The organism is Nocardia anaemiae NBRC 100462, assembly GCF_001612725.1.
GTDB classification, from domain to species: domain Bacteria; phylum Actinomycetota; class Actinomycetes; order Mycobacteriales; family Mycobacteriaceae; genus Nocardia; species Nocardia anaemiae.
On the sequence record NZ_BDAZ01000008.1, the window covers coordinates 39381 to 63324 of the forward strand.

The window sequence follows — 23944 nt, forward strand, 5'->3', positions numbered from 1 at the left end:
TCGACCTCCCGTCCGGCGGCTGTTCAGTCCATCGTCGGAATGACGAAGTGATTGCTGTCCTTCAGGCCGGAAGGCCAGCGCTGGGTGACGGTCTTGGTCTTGGTGTAGAAGCGAATCGAATCCGGACCGTGCTGGTTCAGATCGCCGAATCCGGAACGCTTCCAACCGCCGAAGGTGTGGTACGCGATCGGCACCGGAATCGGCACATTGATGCCGACCATGCCGACCTGCACGCGGGCGGCGAAATCCCGCGCGGTATCGCCGTCGCGGGTGAAGATCGCGACCCCGTTGCCGTATTCGTGCTCGTTGGGCAGGGCGAGCGCTTCGTCGTAATCCTCGGCCCGCACGATCGACAGCACCGGACCGAAGATCTCTTCCTTGTAGATCCGCATTTCCGGGGTGACATTGTCGAAAAGCGTTGCACCCGTGAAGTACCCGCCTTCGCCGCCGTCGACCGTCAGGCCGCGGCCGTCGATCACCAGCTCGGCCCCCTCATCGACGCCGATCTGGACGTAGTTCTCGACCCGGCCGAGCGCGTCCTTGGTCACCAGCGGACCGAAGTCGGCACCGGCGTCGTCGGAGCGGCCGACATTCAGTTTGGCGATCCGCTCGATCAGCTTCTCGCGCAGGCGATCCGCGGTCTCTCGGCCGACCGGAACGGCGACCGAGATGGCCATACAGCGCTCGCCTGCCGAGCCATAGCCGGCGCCGATGAGCTGGTCTGCGACATCGTCGAGGTCGGCGTCCGGCATGACGATCGCGTGGTTCTTGGCGCCGCCGAAGCATTGTGCGCGTTTGCCGTTCGCGCTCGCGGTCTCGTAGATGTACTGCGCGATCGGCGTGGAGCCGACGAAGCCGACGGCCTTGACGGTCGGCGAATGCAGGATCGCATCGACGGCTTCCTTATCGCCGTTGACCACATTGAACACGCCCGCTGGCAAACCGGCCGCCAGCAACAGCTCGGCCAGGCGCAGCGGTACCGAGGGATCGCGCTCGGATGGCTTGAGCACGAAGGCATTTCCGCACGCCAGCGCCGGACCGGCCTTCCACAGCGGGATCATGGCCGGGAAGTTGAACGGGGTAATGCCCGCGACCACACCGAGCGGCTGACGCATCGAGTAGACGTCGATACCGGTGCCCGCGCTCTCGGTGTACTCACCTTTGAGCAGATGCGGAATGCCCGCCGCGAATTCGATGACCTCGATACCGCGTTGGATGTCGCCCTTGGCGTCGGGGATGGTCTTGCCGTGTTCGGCGGACAGCAGCGCCGCAAGGGAATCCATCTCGTCCTGCACGAGCGTCAGGAACTTCATCAGCACCCTGGCCCGCTTCTGTGGGTTGAACGCGGCCCACACCTGCTGCGCCTCGGCCGCATTCGCGATGACGGCATCGACCTCGGCCTTACTCGCCAGCGGCACCCGCGCCTGCACCTGGCCGGTATTCGGATCGAAGACATCGGCGAAGTTGCCCGAGGCCCCGGCGACATGCTGGCCGCCGATGTAATGAGTGAGTTCGCGAACCATGCCAGTCCTGTTCTCGTAGTGGACGCCGCGCACTGCGCGATTTACGGTCATCCTATAGTTGGATGTCCAAGTAAATACAGCCGTGCGAGCAGACTGTGATTCATCCCACGGCAACCACCGAGCAACAGCCATCAATGGCTCGCGTCCAGCCTTGCCGCCCAGCAGCGGAGTGCGGGTCCGCCCGTCAGGCGGCGGGCTTCGAGGAGCGGGTGAGCAGCAGCGCCCCGACCGCGAGCACCACCGCGCCGATAATCACGATCGCGACCATTACCCCGACTTCGCCATCGAAGCGACTGGCGACCGCCATGCCGACGGCGAGCGCGACCGTCACGCTGCCGCCGATCACCAGCACCGCCGAACGTTGCGTCGCATACAGGACAAAACAAACGACGGCTACCAGTGCGGTGAGCACGAAGCCCCATTGGTTCGGGCTACTGTCGACGGTCACCGCGCCGGAGTCCGCGATAAGGATCGCGACGACATACCCCGACCAGTTTTCGACGAACAAGCCGAATCTGGTGACCGCGAACCAGAGCCCACCGAGGCCGAGTAGCCCGAGGCCGACCCAGACCTCCTCGACATCGAAGACCTCGTCGAGCACCACCAGGACCAGGACAACGCTGTACCAGGCCGCGGCGAAGATGCCGATGACCGATGGCAACGCGAGGTAACCGAGTACCGCTACCAGCAGACCCGCGCCGCATGCGCAGACTAATGCGGTGTCGGAGTCGGCGCCCTCGAAGACCGATCCGACCGCCACGGCGACCGATACGGACGCGAGCGCGAAGAGCACTGCAGCGAGCCGCGAGCGAGATGTATGCGCACCCCTGGTACGGGTGAACAATCCGGCGGCGCCACCGGCCAGCGCGATCCCGCCGAGGGCGAGACCGATGGACACGAGCCCGAACAGGACGATGCGGCCGGTCCGCTGCAAGTCCTCCCAGGAAGACGTAAGCAACAGAGCGAGCGCGCCCAACATCGAACCAGCGCCGATATAGGCGGCGATCTCGGCTAATAGCCTGCCCGGTGACTCGGGCTTCGTCCGCTCCGCCACCAGCGCCTTCGCGACCGCATCGCGCTGCGCTTCGGTCAAGACACCTTCGTCGACCAGCCGCCGTAAGGCCGCCCCCGACCGATCTTGGATCCCCATGTATCGAGTATGGCCACTGCATCGGCAATCGTTAAGAGCATCGGTCGATCACCCATGTGGTCCAGCTGATCGTCGCGCGCCGTCACAGCAAGCCACCACCTGCCACATTGGGCCTACTCGGCGAACCGAATTCGGTGACAGCCGCGACCATGACCGCATCGCGCATCCCGGTCGCGACTGTCGGAGCTTCCACCGCGGTCCAAGCCCCGGCACTGATGTCGCACCATCGCGAGATCCGATCGACACCTGCGGTGCACCACACTCGGAGAGCCTCCGAATTCATTTCGACCCACCACCAATCGCATTCGTGCGGTTTTGCGGAATCCCTACCCGGCAGCAGCCTCTATCGGAACTCGAGTCGGGGTGGATGTCGCGGTTTGCGGTCACGATGAGCGGAATCCCCGAGCCCGGATACCTTCACCTGGCGCTGTGACCGCCACCACCGTAGAATTAGTTTGACGTCCTAGTATCGGGCGCCAAACAGGATCTCCCCCGGAGGACCCAGTGGCCGACAGCACCGCGCTCTACACGCCCACCCATCCCGTCCGATTCGTGACCTCGGCCGCGCTATTCGACGGGCACGATGCGGCGATCAACATCATGCGGCGGATTCTGCAGGCGCAGGGTGCCGAGGTCATTCACCTCGGGCACAATCGCGCGGTCAGCGAGGTCGTGGACGCGGTGCTCACCGAGGATGCCCAGGGCGTCGCGGTCAGTTCGTATCAGGGCGGACATGTCGAGTACTTCGAATACCTCGCCGACGCACTGAAAAAGGCGGGCGCCGACCATGTCCGGATATTCGGCGGTGGCGGCGGCGTGATCGTCGCCGAGGAGATCGCGCGCCTCGCCGAGTCCGGGGTGACCATCTTCTCCCCCGAGGACGGCCAGCGACTCGGCCTGCCCGGCATGATCAACCAGCTGATCCGCGCCTGCGATTTCGATCTCGCCGCCGAGCCGCCGGTGCTGGACGCGGTACTCGCCGGTGAGCGCGCCGCGCTCGCCCGCGCGATCACCTGCCTGCAACAGGACACGCTGTCGGAGTCCGATCGGCGCACCCTGGCATCGGCCGCCGCCGCGCGCACGGTGCCGGTGCTCGGCATCACCGGCACCGGTGGTTCCGGAAAGTCCTCGCTCACCGATGAATTGGTGCGGCGTCTGCGTTCGGATCAGCAGGACAAGTTGCGCGTCGCGATTCTCGCGGTGGATCCGACCCGGCGACGCGGCGGCGGTGCGCTGCTCGGTGACCGCATCCGGATGAACGCCTTGGACAGCGATCACACCTTCTTCCGCTCACTCGCCACCCGCGGCGGCCACGAATTGCCGCAGAATATCGACGTCATCGTGACCGCATGCAAGGCAGCGGGATACGACCTGGTCATTCTGGAAACCCCGGGCATCGGCCAAGGCGATGCCGCGATCACCGACCACGTCGACGTGTCGATGTATGTGATGACACCGGAATTCGGCGCCGCCTCCCAGCTGGAGAAGATCGACATGCTGGACTTCGCTGATGTGGTGGCGATCAATAAGTTCGAGCGCCGCGGCGCCGAGGACGCGCTGCGTGATGTCTCGCGCCAGTTGATCCGCAATCGTGAGGAGTTCACCAAATCTCCCGATGAGATGCCGGTATTCGGCACCAGCGCAGCCACTTTCAACGATGACGGCGTGACCGCGCTCTACCAGCACCTCACCGGGCTACTCGCCGAGCACGGGCTGCATATGGAGCCCGGCGTACTTCCCAAGGTGGATACCCGCGCCTCGACCAGGTTCGCGCAGATCATCCCGCCCGCCCGGGTGCGCTATCTCGCCGAGATCGCCGATACCGTCCGCGACTATCACGCCGATACCGCCACCCAAATCGTCGCGGCACAGCGCTTGCAGCGGCTCGAACAGGTGGCGGCCGAACTGCCCGATGACACTGCCGTGGCCGAGCTCGCCGAAAAAGCCCGCGACGCACTGCATGACGACAATGCCGAACTGCTCGCGGGTTGGCCCGAGCTGGCCGAATCCTATCGGGGGGATGAGCAGGTGGTTCGGGTTCGCGATCGCGAGATCCATACCCCGCTGCGCCGGGAGACGCTGTCCGGCAATTCCATTCCGCGCGTCGCGCTGCCGCGCTTCACCGATCACGGTGAGCTGCTGCGCTTCCTGCGCTCGGAGAATCTGCCCGGGCGGTTCCCTTTCACCGCGGGCGTGTTTGCGTTCAAGCGCGATAACGAGGATCCAGCGCGCATGTTCGCCGGTGAGGGCGATCCGTTCCGCACCAACCGGCGCTTCAAGGTGCTCAGCGAACATGCCGAGGCGACAAGGCTTTCCACCGCCTTCGATTCGGTGACGCTCTACGGTCACGATCCCGCCGAGCGCCCGGATATCTACGGCAAGGTCGGCACCTCCGGCGTCTCGATCGCCTCACTCGACGATATGAAGGTCCTCTACGACGGCTTCGACCTGACGGCGCCGACCACCTCGGTATCGATGACCATCAACGGCCCCGCCCCCACCATCCTGGCCTACTTCCTCAATACCGCCATCGACCAAGCGTTGGAACGCTTCTCCACAGCCGAGGGCCGGGAGCCCACCGCCGAGGAAGCCGCGGATATCAAGGCACGCACCCTGGCGACAGTGCGCGGCACCGTGCAAGCCGACATCCTCAAGGAGGATCAGGGCCAGAACACCTGCATCTTCTCCACCGAGTTCAGCCTGCGCATGATGGCCGATATCCAGGAATGGTTCGTGCGCAATGGTGTTCGCAACTTCTACTCGGTCTCGATCTCCGGCTATCACATCGCCGAGGCCGGGGCGAATCCGATCAGTCAGCTGGCCTTCACCCTCGCCAATGGATTCACCTATGTCGAGGCGTATCTCGCGCGTGGCATGCGGATCGACGACTTCGCCCCGAATCTGTCGTTCTTCTTCTCCAACGGCATGGATCCGGAATATTCGGTGATCGGCCGGGTGGCGCGGCGCATCTGGGCCATCGCCATGCGAGATCGCTACGGCGCCAATGAGCGTTCGCAGAAGTTGAAGTATCACGTGCAGACCTCGGGCCGGTCGCTGCACGCACAGGAGATGAGCTTCAACGACATTCGCACCACCCTGCAGGCGCTCATCGCCATCTACGACAACTGCAACAGCCTGCACACCAATGCCTACGACGAGGCGGTGACCACCCCCACCGAGGAATCGGTGCGCCGCGCGCTGGCCATCCAGCTCATCATCAACCGTGAGTGGGGTGTCGCGATGAACGAAAACCCGCTCCAGGGCAGCTTCCTCATCGATGAGCTCACCGATCTCGTCGAGGAGGCCGTGCTCGCCGAATTCGATCGGATCAGCGAGCGCGGCGGGGTCCTCGGGGCAATGGAGACCGGCTATCAGCGCGGCAAGATCCAAGACGAATCCATGCGCTACGAGCACCGCAAACACGATGGCTCACTGCCGATCATCGGCGTCAATACCTTCCGCAATCCGCACGGCGAACCGCATCGGGTCATCGAATTGGCTCGCGGCACCGAAGCGGAGAAGCAGTCACAGCTGCGGCGCGTGCGTCAATTCCAAGACGACCATCGCGATGCCGCCCATGACGCCCTGGCCCGCCTGGACGCGGTGGCCCGCACCGACGACAACATCTTCGAGGTCCTGATGGACGCCGCCCGGGTCTGCACCCTGCAACAGATCACCGACACCTTCTTCACAGTCGGCGGACAGTACCGCCGCAACGTCTGAATAGGTTGAGCCGTCAGAGGATTCGCACCTCCGGTATCGCATCCATCTGACGCGCCCACTCCGGGTACTTCGCCAGCTTGGCGTTGTGCAGCGCCATAATCTTCTCGCGCAGGTCGGGATCCGGTTCATCCGATACGTCGGGCCCGATGGCGATCGTCTGGAAGTGCGGGATGATCTGCGGATCACCGGCCAGGTGGACCGGATCGTGCATATAGCGCTCCATCGCGTCCAGATCTGCGATGCCCACGCAGTAGGCGTGCGTCAGCCCTTCGCTCGCGTCGCCGAGATTCTGGCCGACGGTCGCGAAGGACACCGATTCCACCGATGCGGTGCGCTTCATCAGCGCGAGCACCTCGGCCTTCTCGGCCTCGGTCGTCTCTTCACGAAAGCCGAAGCGCAACAGGTGAACGATCATGGATACCTCCTTGTTTTGAACCAGCAAGTTCAATTTAGATAACTGACTGGTCGAACCACAAGAGTGAACCAACGAGTTCATTCACAGGCGCTCGGGCGCTAATATGCAGAGGTGACGGGTACGACGGCGGCGCGCGGCCGCATCGACAAGCGGCAGGCGATCCTGGACGTCGCATTCACCGTCTTCGCGCGGCGCGGCTACGACAAGGCGTGTGTGCAGGAGATCGCGGATGAGGCGGGTGTCGCCAAGCCGACGGTCTACAACCACCTCAATGACAAGCAGAGCCTGTTCCGGCATGCCGTGCTCGCCGCCGCCGACGCCGTGGCCACCGACACCCTGGCGATCATCGATGGCCTGCGCGAGCCGGGCGACGATCTGTCCGCCGCCCTCACCGAGACGGCGCGCGCACTGCTCACCGAATGCTCCGGTGAGCGCGCCCGTTCGCTACGCGCGCTGACCTACGCGCAACTCGCGGCCTTTCCTGACCTGGCCGACACGGTGCTGGAACGCACCTCGCGGCGCATTGCCGAAGCGCTGGCCGATCGACTCGCGCGACTCGCTCTGTCGGGTCGGCTGCAGACCAATGATCCGGCGCAGGCCGCCGAACAGCTGCTCGCCCTGCTCACCGCGCCCTTGGAAGCGCGGTCCCGGCTCGGCACCCGCGAGGTGAACGAGGCCGAGCGGCGAGGTATCGCCGATGCGGCAGTGCGGACATTCCTGTCCGCATACGGTTCCCGCTGATTCCCGAACGCGCCCGCCGACACGCGTGTGACAATCGCGACGTCAGGGCCTTCGGCGTGGTTGGGACGGCGGACATGGATCTCTCGGATATCAAGATTGTCGACAGCCATATTCATCAGTGGGATCCGTTCCGCACACCACGCGAATTCAGCCGGACGGCGAAGTTGCTCCGGATGCTGCCCATCCCGATCGATTGGGCAAAGCGGGTGGCACCGCGCCGGGATCGGGAATTCGTCGGGGATCCGACCGCTTATGCGAATCCCTACCTGCCCGCGAATTATCGTGCGGATGCCGATGGCGTTCCGGTCGAGTCGATCGTGCATATCGAGGTCGGATGGACCGGAAAGGGAGCGCTGGCGGGGGCCGATGAGACGAAGTGGGTGGCCGGGCTGCCCTTCGGCGGCGACAATCCGGTGCTCGGCGCGATCATCGGCAATGCCGATCCGGCGGCACCGGATTTCGCGGTATTGCTCGATGCCCATATGGCCGCATCACCACTGCTGCGCGGCATCCGCGCACATGTGGCACACCACCCCGATCCGGACGTCCGGCCCTATACCCAGCATGAAAGCGCGCTCACCACCAAACAGTTCCGCAATGGCTTCGCGGCATTGGCCGAGCGCGGCTTGTCCTTCGAGGCCTGGGTGTACTCGCACGCGCTACCCGATGTGACGGCTCTTGCCGAACGCTATCCGGAAGTCCCGATAGTGCTCGACCATCTCGCCACACCCGCGGGGATTTTCGGCCCGGTCGGCAAACGCACCGGAACGAATCCGAGTCTGCGGCGGGAACTATTCGTCCGGTGGCGCGACGATCTCAGCGCGCTCGCCGAAAAACCCAATGTGGTGGCGAAGGTCAGCGGTTTGATGATGCCGATCCTCGGCCACCCGGTACCAGCACGTGGCACGTCGACACCGATTCCGGTGCTGCTGGATCGGATTCGCCCGCTCGTCGAGCACGCCTTCGATGTCTTCGGCTCGGACCGACTGCTGTGGGGCTCCAATTTCCCGGTGGACAAACCGATTACGAGTATCTCCGACAGCGCCGACGTCATCGCCACCGCGATCACCGAGCATGGTGGCGGCCGCAACGAGTTGGCGCAGATCTTCCGAACCAACGCCCAACGGGTCTACCGAATCGAATCCTGACACCTGCTCCGTAGCGCGATCAGGCGATGAACGACTCCGCGATTTGGCGGGTCAGGGTGTCGCGTGCGGTGGTCAGGGATGGGCCGTACCAGGTGAGGCTGCGTCCTTCGACCAAGGCGACCGGCAGGCCGGGGAAGACCTCGGGGCCATCGGATCTGGTGAATACGTAGGGTTCGTCGGGGAGCAGGACGAGTTCGACATCGCGAGTCAGCTCAGCCTCCGGTACGTGCGGATAGCGCTCGGTGCGGTCGGCGTGCACGAGCCGGAGGCCGAGGCGCGCTGCCAGGTCACCGGTGAAGGTATTGCGGCCGACCACCATCCAGGGGTTGCGCCAGATCGGGATGACCGTGTTGCGCGGCACGGGAGGTGGTGCAGCCCAAGATATTTCGGCCTCGACCAACCAGTCGGGCACCGGGCTGTCGAGGGCTTCGGCAAAAAGTCGGCGCAGCGACGCGAAACCTTCGGCCAATGTTTCGATTCTGGTGACCCACACCGGGATTCCGGCATCGCGCAGCCGCTCCACATCGATGCGACGGTTCTCCTCTTGATTGCACAGCACCAGATCCGGCGCGAGCTCGATGATTCGGCGCACATTCGGATTCTTGGTGCCGCGAACCCGCTCGACGTCCAGATCGGCGGGGTGCGTGCACCAATCCGTCGCCGCGACAAGGACTTCCGGGCGACTCACCGCGACGGCCTCGGTCAGTGACGGAACCAGCGACACCACCCGGCGAACCGGGCGATCGATGTGCACGGCCGCACCCAGATCGTCGGTCATGACAGCACCCGATGGCACAGGACACGCAATTGTTCGGGTGGCACCGACGGCAGCATATGGTCAGCGATCCAAGGCTTCGTAGAGTGCGCGAATATCGCGCAGTCCGGCCGCCGCCGTCGGTTCGTCCTCGGCGATCATGCGCAGGACACGGCGTAGCAGGGTCGGGTCGAGGTCATCGATGGCGGGACGGAATTCGAGCTTCGGGAGGTCGGGCAGTCGCGCGCGGTCGCCGTAGGGGTCGTCGGAAACCGTTGGGGTCGTGTCTCGTTCGATGCCGACGATGAGGGTGTCCAGGTCGATGCCGCGCAGAGTGAGGATTTCGCGCGGACGCTCATCGAGGCGTTCGGCGAGCAGATAGCAGACCGCGGCCACATGTTTGCACGGCCAGCCGGGATCCGGACAGGTGCAGGAGAAGTCGAGATCCGCGGCCGTTGTCGGGAGCAGCTGCTCACCGAGGCTGGTCGGCAGCGCGCCGGAGGCGATTTCGGCCAGCACACCCGGCGTGGTCCGGATGGTTTCGATGAGCAGTTCCAATTCCTCGTCGCGCAGCGGCCGGATGGCGAATACCGAGCTGAACGGGCGCGGCTGACTTCCTTGCACTTCCGCGGTGACCGCGCCGGGTTCGATCCGATAGCTCACGACCTGCCCGGCTCTGGCATAGGTGCGGCCGCGCGCGAGTCGACCTGGTTCGGCCATCTGCTCGACCGCCTCGATCAGGGCCTTGCCCCACCAGGTGCGTCCGAATCCGCCACGGCGGCTGCGTGCTTCGACCCCGCCGCGCACCGGACGGCGCTTGCCGTACTTGCTGTAGTCTTCGAACGGACTCAATCGCCCACCGCCTCCGCACCGAGGGCGAAGAGCCGATGCAGTTCGTCCGTGCTCAATTCGGTAATCCAGGTCTCACCCGCACCGATGGCCAGATCGGCGAGTTGGCGTTTGCCGCTGATCATTTCGTCGATCTTCTCCTCGATGGTGTCGACGCAGATCAGCTTGCGCACTTGTACATTGCGGCGTTGACCGATACGGAAGGCACGGTCGGTGGCCTGGTTCTCGACCGCCGGATTCCACCACCGATCCAGGTGCACAACATGGTTGGCCGCAGTGAGATTCAAGCCGGTGCCACCCGCCTTGAGCGACAACAACATCAGCGGTGGGCCAGCCGGTTCCTGGAAGCGCTCGACCATGGTGTCGCGCTGCTTCTTCGGCACGCCACCGTGCAGGAACGGAATCGGTGTACCGAAGCGCTCGGTCAGATAGGGCGCGATGAGCTCGCCGAATTCGCGGAACTGGGTGAACAGCAGTGCCTTCTCGCCATCTGCCAGCACCGCGTCGAGCACATCCTCCACCAGGGCGAGCTTGCCGGAGCGGTGACTGCCGCGGTGCAGTACGCCGGAGGCGTCGCCGAGGAAATGCGCGGGATGGTTGCAGACCTGTTTTAGCCGGGTCAGCGCGCCGAGTACCGCACCCTTGCGGGCCATACCCTTCGCATCCTTCAGTTTGGCCATCATGTCGTCGACCACCGCCTGGTACAGCGCCGCCTGCTCGACGGTCAGATTGGCGCGCACCGTCATCTCCAGCTTCTCCGGCAGATCGCTGATGACGGCGGGATCGGTTTTCACCCGGCGCAGCACGAACGGCTGGGTGACGGTGCGCAGTCGGCTGATGGCGTTCTCGTCTCGATCGCGTTCGATCGGTACGGCGAACCGGGCACGGAAAGTCTGTGCGCTGCCGAGCACCTTCGGCATCGTGAAGTCGAGTATCGAGCGCAATTCTTCGAGGCGGTTCTCCACCGGAGTCCCGGTGAGCGCCAACCGGTGTCGGGCAGGCAGTGCCCGAGCCGCCTTCGCCTGTCTGGTTCCCGCGTTCTTGATGTGCTGCGCCTCGTCGAGCACCACCCGATCCCATTGCTGCCGCGCCAATTCGGCTGCGTCCCGTGCCAAGAGCGAATAGGTCGTGATCACCAGATCCGCCTCGGCAACGGCTTCGTCCATTTCCCCGCCCGATTTGCGGCCGACACCGTGATGGACCAAAATCCGCAGATCAGGGGCGAATCGCTGGGCCTCGCGCTGCCAATTGCCGACCACCGACATCGGGCTCACCAGCAGCGTCGGTCCGCAGCCGTCGGTCCGCTCGCGCTCGTGCACGAGCAGGGCCAGGACCTGCACGGTCTTACCCAGACCCATGTCATCGGCCAGGATTGCGCCGATGCCGTAGCGGCTCATGGTGGCGAGCCAGGCCAAACCACGTTCCTGATAAGGGCGCAACTGCGCCTTCAGACCGACCGGGGCACTCACCGGTACCGGTTCGCGGGTCTGGTCCAAAAGGTCCGCGGCCCAACCCGTTGCGCTGACCTCTGTGATCGGAACCTTCTCGACATGGCCGGTGACGAGTTCGCCGACCAGATCGGCGAAGGTGATCTCGGTGTCGTCCAGATGGGCGGCGACATAGCGGGCGGCGGCAGCCAGCATCTTGTGGTCGGCCTGTACCCATTCGCCGCGCAGCTGCACCAGATCCGATTTCGAGCGGACCAGCCGTTCCATCTCGGCCTTGGTCAGCACGGTATCGCCGAGCGCGAGTTCCCAACGGTAGGAGACAAGTCCGCGCATGCCGACGGTGCTCTCGGCAGCCGGTACCGCGCTCTCCACGCGTAGCCGCATGGTCGGGGCGCTGATATTCCAGGCGCGCGGCAGCAACAGCCGCACGCCCGCGGCCCGCAAGGCATGTGCGCCGTGTTCGACCAGGTCCGCGACCACCTCGGTGGGCAAGAGCAGGTCCATCGACTGCGGATCGTTCGGCAGATCGCGCAGGCGCGGATAGGCCCGCGTCGCCTCCCCCAGCTTCTCGATCGCGGTGCGGACCAGCACCGGATCACCAAGCAGCGGAACCGGATTCGGCGCTTCACCATCGGCGCGCAGACAGACCTGCAGTCGCCACAGCGCCACTACGTCGTCGGCATCGTTGTCGGCCGCGCCGAGCGCGATATCGCCCTCGGGCTCCAGCAACCGCAGCACCAACTCCGGCTCGTCCCCGGTCAGACTCGCCCGCCAGCGTTCCAGCACCTCGGCCAGCTGATGGCTGCCGCCGTCCAAGGCGACGTCATCGATGAGCGCGGCAACCAGCGGATGCGCGGACGGCGGCGGGTCCAGCAGCTCCCGGACGATCGGATCGGCGAGTTCGGCGACCATATCCTCGAGCACCATCCCCGGCTTGCCCGCGACGCGCAGCGCGGGCGGCATCGCCACCGCCAACTCGGCAAGCCAGGCCCGCTGGCGCTCACCGCCGACCAACCGCCAGCGCACCCACCACTGACCGTCGTCGCGGCGCAGCTCGGGCGCCACCCGCCCGGCTCGCACCCACCGCTCGACACCGTGTGCCACATGTGCGAGAAACCGCAGATCCCCCGAAACCGCATCGACCGGCAGCCGCTGTCGCAGCGCGACCGCGGCCGCCGCTGGCACCATCGCATGCGCCCTGACCTGCTCGGTTGCCCCCTGCGACGCATTGACCAGCACCTGTGCCCGATGCCGGAACTTCGACGCCGCCAGCACCGCACCCAACGGTTCGGGCAGCGCGACCGGAGCCTCCTGCCAGAGCAGCAAGCCCGATCCCGGCGACCACAGACCGTGCAGCATCACCCCATCCAATCAGGCGGGTACGACAGCCGCTGCGGCCATCCTGGTACGGGACGATCAGTCGTCTCACGCGTCGTGGCGGTGGGCGAGGACCTTGCGCACGACAAGTCCCACGACCAGCGCCCAGAAGGCCGCGCCGATGCCGAGGAACCCGACACCGGACGCGGCGATCAGGAAGGTGATAATGCCCGCCTCGCGGTGCTGCTCGGATTTCAGGGCTCCGGCGATGGCGGCCGCGAGAGTGGCCAGCAGGGCAAGGCCCGCAACGGTCTCCAGCGTGCCCTTGGGCGCGGTGGCCACCAGGGTGACCAGCGCCGCCGAACCCAGGGCGAGAATCAGATAGGCGGCCCCCGTGGTGAAGGCCGCGATCCAGCGCCGCTTCGGATCCGGATGCGCGGCGGGGGCGGCCGAGAGCGCGGCGCTGATCGCGGCCAGGTTGATGGCATGCCCGCCCGCGGCTGCGCCAACAACGGTGCCGACACCGGTGACGGACATCGCAGCGCGCCAAGGGATTTGGTAATCGAAGGACTTCATCACGGCGGTGCCCGGAATGTTCTGCGAGGCCATGGTGACGATGTAGAGCGGAATGGCGATGCCGATCACCGCCTGCCAACTCCAGTGCGGCACTGTCAGTTCGAGCGAGGGACGCATCGCCGCGAGGTCGAGATGCTTGTGCTGCAACGCGATACTGATGCCCGCGCCGATCGCCGCAGTCGCGAAGGCCGCGATCACGGCCCAGCGCTTGGCGAATCGCTGCAGCGCCAGCCAGACCACGATCACCGGAACCACCACCGCCGGACTGACCTGTGCGGCCTTCACCGGCGCGAGACACAGCGGCAGCAGCACACCGGCGAGCATGGCCTGCGCGATCTCCACCGGAATCGCGGCGACCAGATTGCCGAGCCACTGCCACAGTCCGGTGATCACGATCAGCACACCGGTGATCGCGAACGCGCCGACCGCCGCGGCCCAACCACCGGCGACCGCGCCGGTGCTGGCGAGCAGTGCCGCACCCGGCGTCGACCAGGCCAGTGTGATCGGCAACCGATACCGATAACTGAGCAGCATCATCCCGATGGCCTGGGTGAGGCAGAGCGCGAGCAGTCCCGACGCCGCCTGCGCCGATGTCGCACCGACCGCCGTCAAACCGCTCAGTACCACCGCGAATGAGCTGGTGAATCCGACCAGCGCGGTGACAACACCGGCCCCGACCGGCTGCGCGAGCCGCCGCTCGGGGTGTACCGGTGTCGGAGTGTCGGCGAGCGCCGGGGAAAGCCTGGACATTTCTGGAATCCTCCCCGGTCATCAGTCCAGTTGTCACAGCCAGTCGCTGGAAACTGGACTGAAATCGCGCGGCATCCAGCTAGGGTGAAGCGCCGAATCGAATGTGGACGTGCTACCTGATTTGGTGCGTACACGGGTAACTCAACGGGTACGCCCAAAACTGAAGCGGCACATGACGTAGGACCTGCACCCGGGCATAGTGGCTCTTACAACTATGGCCCAGATCTCCGGAGAGGCGGAAGAGAGCTTTGTTGAGCGCGGTACTCATCTCGGCGGATGAACTTCGGGAAGTATTGGCGGACAAGCGGGTTCGGCTACTCGATGTGCGGTGGGCGCTCGGTGATCCGGACGGCCCGCAGCACTATCTGGACGGACACATTCCGGGCGCGGTCTTCGTCGATCTGGAGACCGAACTGGCCGCACCGCCGTCCCCCGGGCGCGGGCGGCATCCGCTGCCCGATCCCGCACAGCTCGAGAAATGCGCACGCAGCTGGGGATTGCGGACCGGCGATCCGGTGGTCGTCTACGACGCGACGGGCGGCATGGCGGCGGCAAGGGCCTGGTGGCTGCTGCGCTGGGCCGGAATCGCGGACGTGCGGATTCTCGACGGCGGTCTGCCCGCGTGGATCAGTTCGGGCGGTGCGATCGTCTCCGGTGCGGAGGCCGATCCCGAACTCGGTGACGTCGAGTTGAATCCGGGTCAGCTGCCGGTAGTCGATGCCGATGCGGTCGCCAAATGGTCCGGTGTCCTGCTCGACGCACGTGCGGGCGAACGATACCGCGGCGAGGTGGAGCCGGTCGATCCGCAGGCGGGACACATTCCGGGCGCGATCAGCGCGCCGACCGCGGAGAACCTGGACGCCGACGGACGGTTCCGCAGCGTGGACGCTTTGCGCGATCGTTTCGCCGCATTCGGGTCCGAGCCCGTCGCGGTCTTTTGCGGATCCGGTGTGACAGCGGCCCATCAGGTCGCCGCACTCGCCGCCGCGGGCATCGAAGCGGCGCTGTATCCGGGCTCGTGGTCGCAATGGTCGAACGACCCGAAACGCCCGGTGGCCACCGGGGCATAGACAACGCTACGGACAGGATCGGGCAATGTCGTTCAGCACGGCATTGTCGGCGGCGGTCACCGGTAGGTCGTACCGGACGGCGACCGTCAGGTATTTGCCCGCATAGAAACAGCGGTTCGTGCGCGGCGTCCATTCGGACGGTGTGCTGTCGCCCTTGGCCCGGTTGGCCCATGCCGCGGTGGCCAGCAGATTCACCTCGATATCGTTGGCGAAACGCACCCGCCGCTCGAGCGGCCAGTACGCCGCACCCATATCCCAGGCCGCGGCGAGCGGATAGACGTGGTCGATCTGGACGCCGCCCGCATCGGCCTTGCTGAAGGTGATCCGCTCGCCGGTATACGGATCGTCGAGCGTGCCCGCGGTGACCACGCAATCGCGGGTACCGGGCCGCAGGCTCACCCTGGTCAGCTGCGCGCTCAGTACGTTGTTGCGGGTGTCGCAGCCGTCGTGTCCGCCGGGACCGTCGTAGTCATCGGTCCATGACGGTCCGAATACGCACCGCTGTCCTTGCTGACAACCGCGCTCATAACCGCCGGGATGTGCCCGCGCCGCAACGACCCGAACCGAGGCCGACAACTGTTCGAGCTGGATCCGGGTAGGGCTGAGTCCACTCACCCCGTCGGCTGTCGTCCCCCGGCCGGGCGCGACCGGTTCACCGCCAACCTCGGCGCATCCGGGCAGCGCGCACAGCGCCGCCGCGATCAGGGCAGGCAGCGATCGTCGAATGTCGGCGCGCACGGTGCCAGATGTACCCGGCCGCACCGACATTCGTAGAACCCAGCTGGACCGCCTCGAGAATGGAGACGGTCACAGCCAGGCGCGAGCCAGCAGATCGTCATTGGCGACTTCACTGGCCCGGGGCGGGAATCTGGTGGCCACGATGGACTCGGTGTGCGCGCCGTCGTGCCCGATCAGCCACGAACCGCCGCGCTCCTCGCACTCGGCGATCTTCGCGAACGTGGTGAGCAGGAACGTGACGGCGTCACGCGGGTCCAGGGTTCGGGCCAGGCGCTGTGATTCACCGGGGCGCGACAGATCCAGCCAGACGCCGGACTGTCCGTCCAGTCGCATGCCGACGATCTTGTCGGCATTGACGAAGGTGAATTTGCGCCGTTCCCACGGCGTGGTCGGCGTGAAGCTCTGCTCTAGTACCTGGAGCAGAATCGTCATGCTTTGCCCTCCGCTTTCCGTTGACGCCCGACTACGGTTCTCATGCGATGACCAGCGGATATACCAGTATGTTCCGAAAATGGCGCCGAGGGGTAGTAACGGGTCCATCTCGGCGAGTTCAGGGATTTTTCCGGCGCGGCGATGAGTTCGGTGACCTGGCCGCGTCTATATCCGTAAACGCAACACGATCAGGGAGGACCCTTATGAGCGCTCTGCCGCCCGTTGTCGATGCCGATACCTGGCAGCGCCAACTCGATGAGCTGCGTGTCCGGGAGAAGGCAGCGACCCGAGAACTCGATGCCATCGCCGCCCAGCGGCGCCGCCTGCCGATGGTCGAAATGCCCGCATACACCCTCGAGGGTGAGCAGGGACCGGTCCGGCTGGCGGAGATCTTCGACGGTAAGTCACAGCTGATCGTCTACAACCACATGTGGTTCCCGGGCGAGAAGTGGCAGTGCGGTGGGTGCACCGGGTTCACCTCGCAGTTCACCCGGTTGGAGTTCCTGGACAATTACGATGCCCGGTTCGTCATCGTCACCCAGGGACCGATCGACGAGGCACTCGAATACAAGCGGCGGGTCGGGAACAAAATGGCCTGGTATTCCACGGCGAACAGTTCCTTCGGCAGCGATGTCGGCGCACCGCCCGGCGGCGGATTCGCGGTCAATGTATTCCTGCGCGACGGCGACAAGGTCTATCGCACCTGGCACACCAACGGCCGCGGCACCGAGCAGCTCAGTCACAGTTTCGCGCTGATCGATGTGTTGCCGTACGGGCGGCAGGAGGAGTGGCAGGACTCGCCGCAGGGGTGGCCGCAGTCGCCGACCTACAGTCGATGGAGCGGCTCGGAAGACATCGCCGCGCACTACGGCGACCCCCGGGCATGACTACATCCGGCTCAACAGCGTGAGCGGATCCTCGAGCAGACCGGCGACCGTCGCGAGGAAGCGCGATGCCAGCTCACCGTCGATCATCCGGTGATCGAAGCTGATGCCGATGGTGGTGACCCACCGGATGGCGAGTTCGTCACGGAATACCCACGGGCGCTTGCGAATCGAGCCGAGACACAGGATCGCGGCCTCGCCCGGATTGACCAGCGGAACACCGGCATCGACGCCGAAGACGCCGACATTGGTGATGGTGAAGGTGCCGCCGCGCAGGTCGGTCGGGGTGGCGCCGCCCGAACGCGCTGTCTCGGCGAGCCAGCCGATTTCTCGACACAGGTCGCGCAGGCTCAATGCCTGGGCTTCCTTGAGATTGGGCACCAGCAGGCCGCGTTCGGTGGCGACCGCGATGCCGAGATTCACATAGTGCTTAGTGACGATCTCCTGGTTCGCTTCATCCCAGAATGCGTTGATACCGGGATATTCCGCGAGGGCGGCAAGTACGGACTTCGCGACCAATGCCAGCGGTGTCAGCGTCAGCCCCTCGAAGGATTTGGTGGTGCGCAGATGGTCGAGCAGTTCCATCGATGCGGTGAAGTCGATGGTGACGAAGGTGCTGGCCTGCGGGATGGTGCGCGCGCTCGCGACCATGGCGGCCGCGGTGCGTTTGCGGATTCCGCTGATCGACGTGCGTTCCTCGCGGGAAGCGGGGCGGACGACGCCCGCGTTCGGATCGGTGACCGATGGCGTCGGTAGCGTGGCCGGGCCCTCGGTGTGGTTCACCAGAGCGCGCGGCTGCGATACCGGGACCGCGCCGCGCACATCCTCGACCGTGACCGCGCCATCGGGGCCCGAACCCGCGACGTACCAGAGGTCGATGCCGAGTTCCTTGGCCAGTTTGCGTGCCCCCGGCGTCGCCGCGGCCCGCCGCATTTCCGGCTCGGCCGCCGGACTCGGCGCAGTCGGCTCCGTGGGCCTTCCGCGCCGCCGGGAAACCGTCTCCCCTTCGGGACCGTATCCGACCAGCACCGCGGTCCGCCCGTTCGCACCCTCCGGCGCGACCGGCAGATCATTGCGCACCCTGATCAGCGGCGCCCCCACCGCGACCGTCTCGCCGGGCTGAGCGAGCAATTCGATCACCGTGCCCGAGAACGGCGACGGCAGCGAAACCACCGCCTTGGCCGTCTCCACATCGGCGATCGTCTGATTCAGCTGCACGGTGTCGCCGACACCCACCGACCACGACACCAACTCCGCATCGGCCAGGCCCTCGCCGAGATCGGGTAGCCGGAATTCCAGGATATTGCCCTGATCTTCCTCGGGGGCACGATCTTGCACTTGGGCACCTCTCAGTGAGTCAGGCGGCGAGTGAGCGATCGACCGCCGCGAGGATGCGGTCCGCATCGGGCAGGTGGTGCTTTTCGAGCTTAGCCGGGGGGTAGGGGATGTCGAAGCCACCGACGCGCAGGACAGGCGCCTCCAGGTAGTAAAAGCAGCGCTCGGTGATTCGCGCGGCGATTTCGGCGCCGAGCCCGCCGAAGACCGGCGCTTCGTGCGTCACGATCAACCTGCCGGTCTTGGCCACCGAGGTCTCGATGGTGTCGAAATCGATCGGCGACAAACTGCGCAGATCGACCACCTCGAGCGAATGTCCTTCCTCGGCAGCGATTTTCGCGGCGGTAATGGCCGAGGCCACGGTGCCGCCATAGGCGACGACGGTGGCATCGGTACCGCTGACGCAGACGCGGGCCCGGTCCAGCGGCATCGCCTCGGCGTCGAAATCGACATCGGCCTTATCCCAGTAACGTCGCTTGGGTTCGAAGAAGATCGCCGGATCATCGAGCGCGATCGCCTGGCGGATCATGAAATACGCGTCGGCGGGATTGCTCGGCGTCACGACGCGCAGTCCCGCGGTATGCGCGAAGTACGCCTCCGGCGACTCCGAGTGATGCTCCACCGAACCGATTCCACCACCGAACGGAATGCGAATCGTGATGGGCGCGATCACCTTTCCCTGCGTCCGGTAATGGATTTTGGCGACGTGCGAGACGATCTGGTCGAAGGCCGGATAGACGAAGCCGTCGAATTGAATCTCGCACACCGGCCGATAGCCGCGCAGCGCCATACCGAAAGCCGTTCCGACAATGCCGGATTCGGCCAGCGGCGTATCGATGACCCGGTTGTTCCCGAAATCCTTTTGCAGCGTATCGGTTACCCGGAAGACCCCGCCGAGGCGGCCGATGTCCTCGCCCATCAGTAGGACTTTCGGATCGTCGTCCATGGCCCGCCGCAGCCCGGCATTGAGCGCTGCGGCGAAGGTCGTGATCATCTGGGGGCTCCTTCCGGTAGCGCGGTGGTCTCGCCGGGATCACCGGCCAGATACGCCGCGTATTCGCTCCGCTCCTGGGTGATCAGCGGATGCGGGGTGGCATAGACGTGATCGAACAGCTGTGTCGGCGCCGGGTCCGGCATATCGATGGTCGCGGTGCGCACCTGTTGCGCGACTTCGTCCGCTCGCGCATCGACGTGACGCTCGAATGCCCTGTCCCACAGCGCCTCTCGCTCCAGCAGCTTGCGCAGCCTTGCGATCGGATCGCGGCGCGCCCACTCCTCGGTTTCGGCGGCGGAGCGGTAGCGGGTCGGGTCGTCGGCGGTGGTGTGCGGGCCCATCCGGTAGGTGAGCGCCTCGATAAAAGACGGTCCGCCACCGGCGCGAGCGCGCGCGGCGGCCTGCCTGGTGACCGCGAGGACGGCGAGCACATCGTTGCCGTCGACCTGGAGGCCGGGAATTCCGTATCCGTAGGCGCGCCGCGCGATCGGGGTCGCGCTCTGGATCCGGACGGGTGAACTGATCGCCCAATGATTGTTCTGGCAGAAGAATACGACCGGCGCGCTCCAGGTCGCGGCGAAGCCAAGGGCCTCGGCGAGATCGCCCTGACTCGAGGCGCCATCACCGAAATAGGCGATGGTCGCGATCTCCGCGCCGTCGAGGTGGGCGGCGTAGGCGTAACCGGTCGCGTGCAGGCCCTGCGAGCCGACGATGATATTCGGATTGGTCATATTGACCGCTTCGGGATCCCAGCAGGAGTGCGCGACCCCGCGCCACATCCGGGTGAGCTCGGTGGGATGGACGCCGCGGCAGTAGGCGACGGCGTGCTCGCGGTAGCTGCAGAAGACGTAGTCGTCGGGGCGCAGTGCGTAGGCCGAGCCCACCTGGGCGGCCTCCTGGCCGATCATCGGCGCCCACAGTCCGAGCTGGCCCTGCCGTTGCAGAGCTGTTGCCTCGGTGTCGATCCGGCGGGTCACCACCAGGTCCGTGTACATCGCGCGCAACTGTGCGGGCCCGATGTCGGCAATCAGGGCCGCGTGTTCTCGGTCGAATACGCGGTGGCCGTCGGGTTGTACCAACTGAACCGGATAGTCGGATTTGTTCGTCATTCGGGATCGCCTCCTGACCATGAGCACAGGGCTGGTGTGCCCTATATCACATAGCATCCACGAGTAGGCGAAGTGCGCAAGTGATCGGTACACGAGTAAGCAGAATGCCCAAATATGTGCGCAGAGTTAATGTCATACTGCGTTGTATGACCAGCAGAGAACCCGCCGACGTGACCCTGGACGCCACCGACGCGCGACTATTGCTCGAGCTGGTCGCCAACCCACGCGCGACCGGCGTCGAGCTGGCGACCCGGCTCGGGTTGTCCCGCAATACCGTGCAGGCGCGGCTGTCGCGCTGGGAGGCGAGCGGCGTGCTCGCCAGCTTCGAACGTCGAGTGCAACCGCAGGCGCTGGGCTACCCACTGGCGGCTTTTGTCGCCGTCGTCGTCGATCAGCATCGATTGGATTCGGTGGTCGGCGAACTGGCCCGGGTGCCCGAGGTGACCGAAGTGTGTGGCATGACCGGACTGACCGATCTCACCGTACGAGTGGTGGCGCAGGACGCGGACGATCTCTACCGAATCGCCGGACAGATATTGAAGATTCCCGGGGTGGAACGCACAAATATGGCACTGGTGATGCAGCAATTCGTCGGACCGCGCACGGCACCGCTGCTGGACCGACTGGCCGGATCCGCCGATCGCTCACTGCGGGCCTGATACGGCGAATACCGTTGAGCTCGAGTGTCATCGCAAGTGCCGTTCGCGCTCTTCGACCGCATCCTTGGCAGCGCTGAGACTGCTGCCCGTGATGTTGCGATAGAGCTTGATCGCGTGGATCTTCTTGCCCTGCCGAATAAGTTCGTCGATTTCGTCATAGGGTGTCGCCGGGTCCGGACTCGGGAGACCGAGGTGTTTGATGATCATGTCGAGCTTGCGCTCGAGGCGATCGATTCGGCGGTCGAGCCTGTTGTTGTCGAACATCTCTCGAACATACCGATTCGACGCTATTCACTCGGGCTTCGTAGGGCATCCGTGACGAGCCGGAGCAGGCCGTCGGGTTGGTCCGGATCGGTGCCGTGACGTGCTGCCAGGGCAATGCCCGCGATCAGTTGGATCACATCGTCGATGCCGACATCCGCACGGATGCCGCCACTCTGCTGCGCTCTGGTGAGCAGACCGGCACCCGCTTGGTGGATGACCAACTGGCAGTCGAAACCCAGGTCGACCGGTCCGGCAAGGACAGCACCGCCTAGGCCGTGGTCGGTCCGTGCGTGCACGAGTAGGGCGCGCAGCCATTCGGCGAGTGCGGGCGCTCGACTCGCTCGACCGCAGTTCTTCGGCTCGGCCGCAGAGCTTTTCGATCCGCTCGCTCACACGGCGGCCTGCAGTGTTTGCCGGTTGGGAAAGTGTCGGTAGAGGGTGCCGGGGCCGCCGCCGAGATCGAGGAATTGGGTTACGGCGCATTGTGGTTCGGCGAAGCGTTCGAACGCGATTCGGTCGGGCAGGCATGGCTATTGCTCGGGGCGACCGAGCGGCTGGTGGTCGCCGCGGGCATTGCCAATGTGGCACTGCGGGATCCCATGGCCATGGCCACCGCCGAGCGGGCGCTCGGCGAGGCCTTCCCCGGTCGCTATCTGCTCGGACTCGGCGGTCAGCGGGTCGGTGGTCGATCGATCGAGGCCGGTGGCTACACGATTCCCTCCGACGACGCTGCCGCTACCGCAATGGCGTGAGCTTGCCGCGCTGGCCCGGGATTCCGCTGCTAGTCGGTGAGTTGCTGTGGGGCAACAGCTCCCGCGTAGCGACAGCAGATCAGGACGGCGACAAGGGGAACGGCCATTGCCGTGGTGAGCGGGACGAGGGCCGTCAGCCAGCCGATGATGGAGGGTCCGGCGAGCAGACCGAAGTAGCCGAGGCTGAACACTCGCGACATATCGGTGGCCGCCGTGTTCGAGCCGAGATTTCCTGCGGCAGTGAAGATTTGCGGTATGCCGCCGGAGAGACCGAGACCGCACATCGCCCAGCCGAGCAGCGTCAGCGGCACCCAACCCGACGCCATGATCAGGACCAATCCGAATGCGGCGATCAAGGCGCCGTAGCGGACGACGGCGACACGGCCGAACGCACCCGCGACGCGGTCGGCGGCGAATCGACCCGCGGTCATGGTGCAGGAGAATGCGCCGAAAGCCAGTGCGGCGGTGGCATCGTCGACATCGAGGTGGTCGCGGACCTGCAGGGCGCTCCAATCGGCGGCAACGCCCTCGGTGAGCAGTAGGGCGAAGGCGATTGCGGCCAGCGCCAGGACCTTTCGGGAACGGTTCGGTGTGGATGTCGACCGGGCTGCCACAGCATCTGCGTCCACTGGGCTCTGTGGAACGGCGTCCGCGCTTTCCGGCACGCTCTCGGCAACGGTGTCCTTCGATTCTCGCGCCGCAGATCCGGTGTCCGACAGCAGACGCGGCACCAACGCGGCGGTAATCGCCAACCCCGCCACCGCTGCGAGCGACAAGCTCAGGCGCACATCCCATCCCGCGCCCTGAGCGGCCGCACCCAGCAGCGAGCCGAGGAATCCACCACCGGAGAACAATGCGTGGAACGCCGACATGATCGGTCGCTCATAAGCCCGCTCGACATGCACCGCTTGGGTATTCATCGAAACATCGAGTGCGCCATTGCCGAAACCGAAGCAGGCCAAGGCGATTGCCAGGCTGACCGGTCCGGTCGCGAGTCCGGGTCCGAGCACGGAGATCGAGGTGATCGCCGCGGCGGCCGCGACCACGGTCCGGCTGCCGAGTCGGTCGGCGACCGGGCCAGCGATGCGCATGCCGACGATGCCCGCACCGGCGAGCATGAGAATGAACATGCCGAGGGTGGAATGCGCGATGCCGGTTCGGTCGGTGATGGCCGGGATGTGCACCACCCACATGGCCAGCAGGAAACCGTTCAATGCGAACACCACGAATACCGCGGCGCGTGCTATCCGGGTGTGCGGATCAATCGTCGTGGTCGACACCGATTCGACGGTACCGCGTCGAAAGCGATCGCG

21 protein-coding genes and 1 pseudogene are annotated in these 23944 nt (G+C 65.6%); 7 read left to right on the plus strand and 15 right to left on the minus strand.

Translation table 11 applies throughout. The features are described 5' to 3' along the window. Positions 1-23: 23 nt before the first annotated feature. A complete protein-coding gene (locus NA5_RS05740; RefSeq protein WP_062983276.1) occupies positions 24-1523 on the minus strand; it encodes a CoA-acylating methylmalonate-semialdehyde dehydrogenase in 1500 nt (499 codons plus the stop codon). A 184-nt stretch (positions 1524-1707) separates the two neighbouring features. Then, entirely contained in the window at positions 1708-2673 is a 966-nt protein-coding gene (locus tag NA5_RS05745) for a DUF2157 domain-containing protein (protein ID WP_062982674.1), read from the minus strand. Between the two features lie 504 nt (positions 2674-3177). Between NA5_RS05745 and icmF the strand changes: the two genes are divergently transcribed. Then, positions 3178-6396, plus strand: coding sequence for a fused isobutyryl-CoA mutase/GTPase IcmF (gene icmF / locus NA5_RS05755; RefSeq protein WP_062982677.1), 3219 nt, complete (start codon positions 3178-3180; stop codon positions 6394-6396). A 13-nt stretch (positions 6397-6409) separates the two neighbouring features. Here icmF and NA5_RS05760 read toward each other — a convergent pair whose 3' ends face one another. Then, a complete protein-coding gene (locus NA5_RS05760) occupies positions 6410-6811 on the minus strand; it encodes a Dabb family protein (protein ID WP_062983278.1) in 402 nt (133 codons plus the stop codon). A gap of 111 nt (positions 6812-6922) precedes the next feature. On the opposite strand from NA5_RS05760, the gene NA5_RS05765 reads away from it, so the two are divergent. After that, the gene (locus NA5_RS05765) at positions 6923-7552 is read left to right on the plus strand and encodes a TetR/AcrR family transcriptional regulator (protein WP_062982679.1); all 630 of its coding nucleotides are present in this window, start codon (positions 6923-6925) and stop codon (positions 7550-7552) included. A gap of 74 nt (positions 7553-7626) precedes the next feature. Further along, on the plus strand, positions 7627-8700 hold the full coding sequence (locus NA5_RS05770) for an amidohydrolase family protein (protein ID WP_062982681.1): 1074 nt from the start codon (positions 7627-7629) through the stop codon (positions 8698-8700). A gap of 19 nt (positions 8701-8719) precedes the next feature. On the opposite strand, the gene NA5_RS05775 is transcribed toward NA5_RS05770, so the two are convergent. The 4 genes from NA5_RS05775 to NA5_RS05790 form a co-directional block, all read right to left on the minus strand. Beyond that, positions 8720-9478 carry a helical backbone metal receptor gene (locus NA5_RS05775; protein WP_062982683.1) on the minus strand — a complete coding sequence of 253 codons (759 nt, stop codon included), beginning with the start codon at positions 9476-9478 and terminating at the stop codon, positions 8720-8722. 60 nt (positions 9479-9538) lie between these two features. Beyond that, complete coding sequence (locus NA5_RS05780) at positions 9539-10306, minus strand: SWIM zinc finger family protein (RefSeq protein WP_062982685.1); 768 nt, start codon at positions 10304-10306, stop codon at positions 9539-9541. Then, complete coding sequence (locus NA5_RS05785; RefSeq protein WP_062982687.1) at positions 10303-13110, minus strand: DEAD/DEAH box helicase; 2808 nt, start codon at positions 13108-13110, stop codon at positions 10303-10305. The genes NA5_RS05780 and NA5_RS05785 overlap by 4 nt, the downstream gene beginning before the upstream one ends. Before the next feature lie 66 nt (positions 13111-13176). Further along, positions 13177-14394, minus strand: coding sequence for a benzoate/H(+) symporter BenE family transporter (locus NA5_RS05790; protein WP_062982689.1), 1218 nt, complete (start codon positions 14392-14394; stop codon positions 13177-13179). A 251-nt stretch (positions 14395-14645) separates the two neighbouring features. On the opposite strand from NA5_RS05790, the gene NA5_RS05795 reads away from it, so the two are divergent. Continuing rightward, entirely contained in the window at positions 14646-15464 is an 819-nt protein-coding gene (locus NA5_RS05795) for a sulfurtransferase (protein ID WP_062983280.1), read from the plus strand. 6 nt (positions 15465-15470) lie between these two features. On the opposite strand, the gene NA5_RS05800 is transcribed toward NA5_RS05795, so the two are convergent. Both NA5_RS05800 and NA5_RS05805 read right to left on the minus strand, forming a co-directional pair. Then, a complete protein-coding gene (locus tag NA5_RS05800) occupies positions 15471-16232 on the minus strand; it encodes an HNH endonuclease family protein (protein ID WP_084483915.1) in 762 nt (253 codons plus the stop codon). A gap of 39 nt (positions 16233-16271) precedes the next feature. Further along, positions 16272-16634: a hypothetical protein gene (locus tag NA5_RS05805; protein ID WP_062982690.1), complete on the minus strand. Its 363-nt coding sequence runs from the start codon at positions 16632-16634 to the stop codon at positions 16272-16274. Positions 16635-16837: 203 nt separating this feature from the next. Here NA5_RS05805 and NA5_RS05810 point away from each other — a divergent pair, with 203 nt between their 5' ends. Further along, positions 16838-17521, plus strand: coding sequence for a DUF899 domain-containing protein (locus NA5_RS05810; protein ID WP_062982691.1), 684 nt, complete (start codon positions 16838-16840; stop codon positions 17519-17521). Here the strand turns inward: NA5_RS05810 and NA5_RS05815 are convergent, their stop codons facing one another. From NA5_RS05815 to pdhA, 3 genes are read right to left on the minus strand one after another with little or no spacing between them, the layout of a single operon-like run. Further along, positions 17522-18856 carry a dihydrolipoamide acetyltransferase family protein gene (locus tag NA5_RS05815; protein ID WP_245672109.1) on the minus strand — a complete coding sequence of 445 codons (1335 nt, stop codon included), beginning with the start codon at positions 18854-18856 and terminating at the stop codon, positions 17522-17524. A 19-nt stretch (positions 18857-18875) separates the two neighbouring features. After that, positions 18876-19847 (minus strand): alpha-ketoacid dehydrogenase subunit beta, encoded by a 972-nt coding sequence (locus NA5_RS05820; RefSeq protein ID WP_062982692.1) that lies wholly within the window; start codon positions 19845-19847, stop codon positions 18876-18878. Beyond that, complete coding sequence (gene pdhA / locus NA5_RS05825) at positions 19844-20956, minus strand: pyruvate dehydrogenase (acetyl-transferring) E1 component subunit alpha (protein ID WP_062982693.1); 1113 nt, start codon at positions 20954-20956, stop codon at positions 19844-19846. The genes NA5_RS05820 and pdhA overlap by 4 nt, the downstream gene beginning before the upstream one ends. Positions 20957-21102: 146 nt before the next feature. On the opposite strand from pdhA, the gene NA5_RS05830 reads away from it, so the two are divergent. Then, a complete protein-coding gene (locus tag NA5_RS05830; protein ID WP_062982695.1) occupies positions 21103-21615 on the plus strand; it encodes an Lrp/AsnC family transcriptional regulator in 513 nt (170 codons plus the stop codon). A 27-nt stretch (positions 21616-21642) separates the two neighbouring features. On the opposite strand, the gene NA5_RS05835 is transcribed toward NA5_RS05830, so the two are convergent. Together NA5_RS05835 and NA5_RS40170 are read right to left on the minus strand one after the other, a co-directional pair. Continuing rightward, positions 21643-21879 (minus strand): hypothetical protein, encoded by a 237-nt coding sequence (locus NA5_RS05835; protein ID WP_062982697.1) that lies wholly within the window; start codon positions 21877-21879, stop codon positions 21643-21645. A 23-nt stretch (positions 21880-21902) separates the two neighbouring features. Beyond that, positions 21903-22193, minus strand: a pseudogene (locus NA5_RS40170) (SbtR family transcriptional regulator); the annotation flags it as partial. A 111-nt stretch (positions 22194-22304) separates the two neighbouring features. On the opposite strand from NA5_RS40170, the gene NA5_RS05845 reads away from it, so the two are divergent. Next, positions 22305-22631, plus strand: a complete 327-nt coding sequence (locus NA5_RS05845) for an LLM class flavin-dependent oxidoreductase (protein WP_218020057.1) — start codon at positions 22305-22307, stop codon at positions 22629-22631. Positions 22632-22660: 29 nt separating this feature from the next. Here NA5_RS05845 and NA5_RS05850 read toward each other — a convergent pair whose 3' ends face one another. After that, entirely contained in the window at positions 22661-23911 is a 1251-nt protein-coding gene (locus NA5_RS05850) for an MFS transporter (protein WP_245672110.1), read from the minus strand. Between the last annotated feature and the right edge of the window lie 33 nt (positions 23912-23944).

Bases quoted from the DNA above. Each gene is read 5' to 3' on its own strand.
- NA5_RS05740 (WP_062983276.1), bottom strand. From the start codon at position 1,523: ATGGTTCGCGAACTCACTCATTACATCGGCGGCCAGCATGTCGCCGGG.
- NA5_RS05745 (WP_062982674.1), bottom strand. From the start codon at position 2,673: ATGGGGATCCAAGATCGGTCGGGGGCGGCCTTACGGCGGCTGGTCGAC.
- NA5_RS05760 (WP_062983278.1), bottom strand. From the start codon at position 6,811: ATGATCGTTCACCTGTTGCGCTTCGGCTTTCGTGAAGAGACGACCGAG.
- NA5_RS05770 (WP_062982681.1), top strand. From the start codon at position 7,627: ATGGATCTCTCGGATATCAAGATTGTCGACAGCCATATTCATCAGTGG.
- NA5_RS05775 (WP_062982683.1), bottom strand. From the start codon at position 9,478: ATGACCGACGATCTGGGTGCGGCCGTGCACATCGATCGCCCGGTTCGC.
- NA5_RS05785 (WP_062982687.1), bottom strand. From the start codon at position 13,110: ATGCTGCACGGTCTGTGGTCGCCGGGATCGGGCTTGCTGCTCTGGCAG.
- NA5_RS05790 (WP_062982689.1), bottom strand. From the start codon at position 14,394: ATGTCCAGGCTTTCCCCGGCGCTCGCCGACACTCCGACACCGGTACAC.
- NA5_RS05800 (WP_084483915.1), bottom strand. From the start codon at position 16,232: ATGTCGGTGCGGCCGGGTACATCTGGCACCGTGCGCGCCGACATTCGA.
- NA5_RS05805 (WP_062982690.1), bottom strand. From the start codon at position 16,634: ATGACGATTCTGCTCCAGGTACTAGAGCAGAGCTTCACGCCGACCACG.
- NA5_RS05810 (WP_062982691.1), top strand. From the start codon at position 16,838: ATGAGCGCTCTGCCGCCCGTTGTCGATGCCGATACCTGGCAGCGCCAA.
- NA5_RS05820 (WP_062982692.1), bottom strand. From the start codon at position 19,847: ATGATCACGACCTTCGCCGCAGCGCTCAATGCCGGGCTGCGGCGGGCC.
- pdhA (WP_062982693.1), bottom strand. From the start codon at position 20,956: ATGACGAACAAATCCGACTATCCGGTTCAGTTGGTACAACCCGACGGC.
- NA5_RS05830 (WP_062982695.1), top strand. From the start codon at position 21,103: ATGACCAGCAGAGAACCCGCCGACGTGACCCTGGACGCCACCGACGCG.
- NA5_RS05835 (WP_062982697.1), bottom strand. From the start codon at position 21,879: ATGTTCGACAACAACAGGCTCGACCGCCGAATCGATCGCCTCGAGCGC.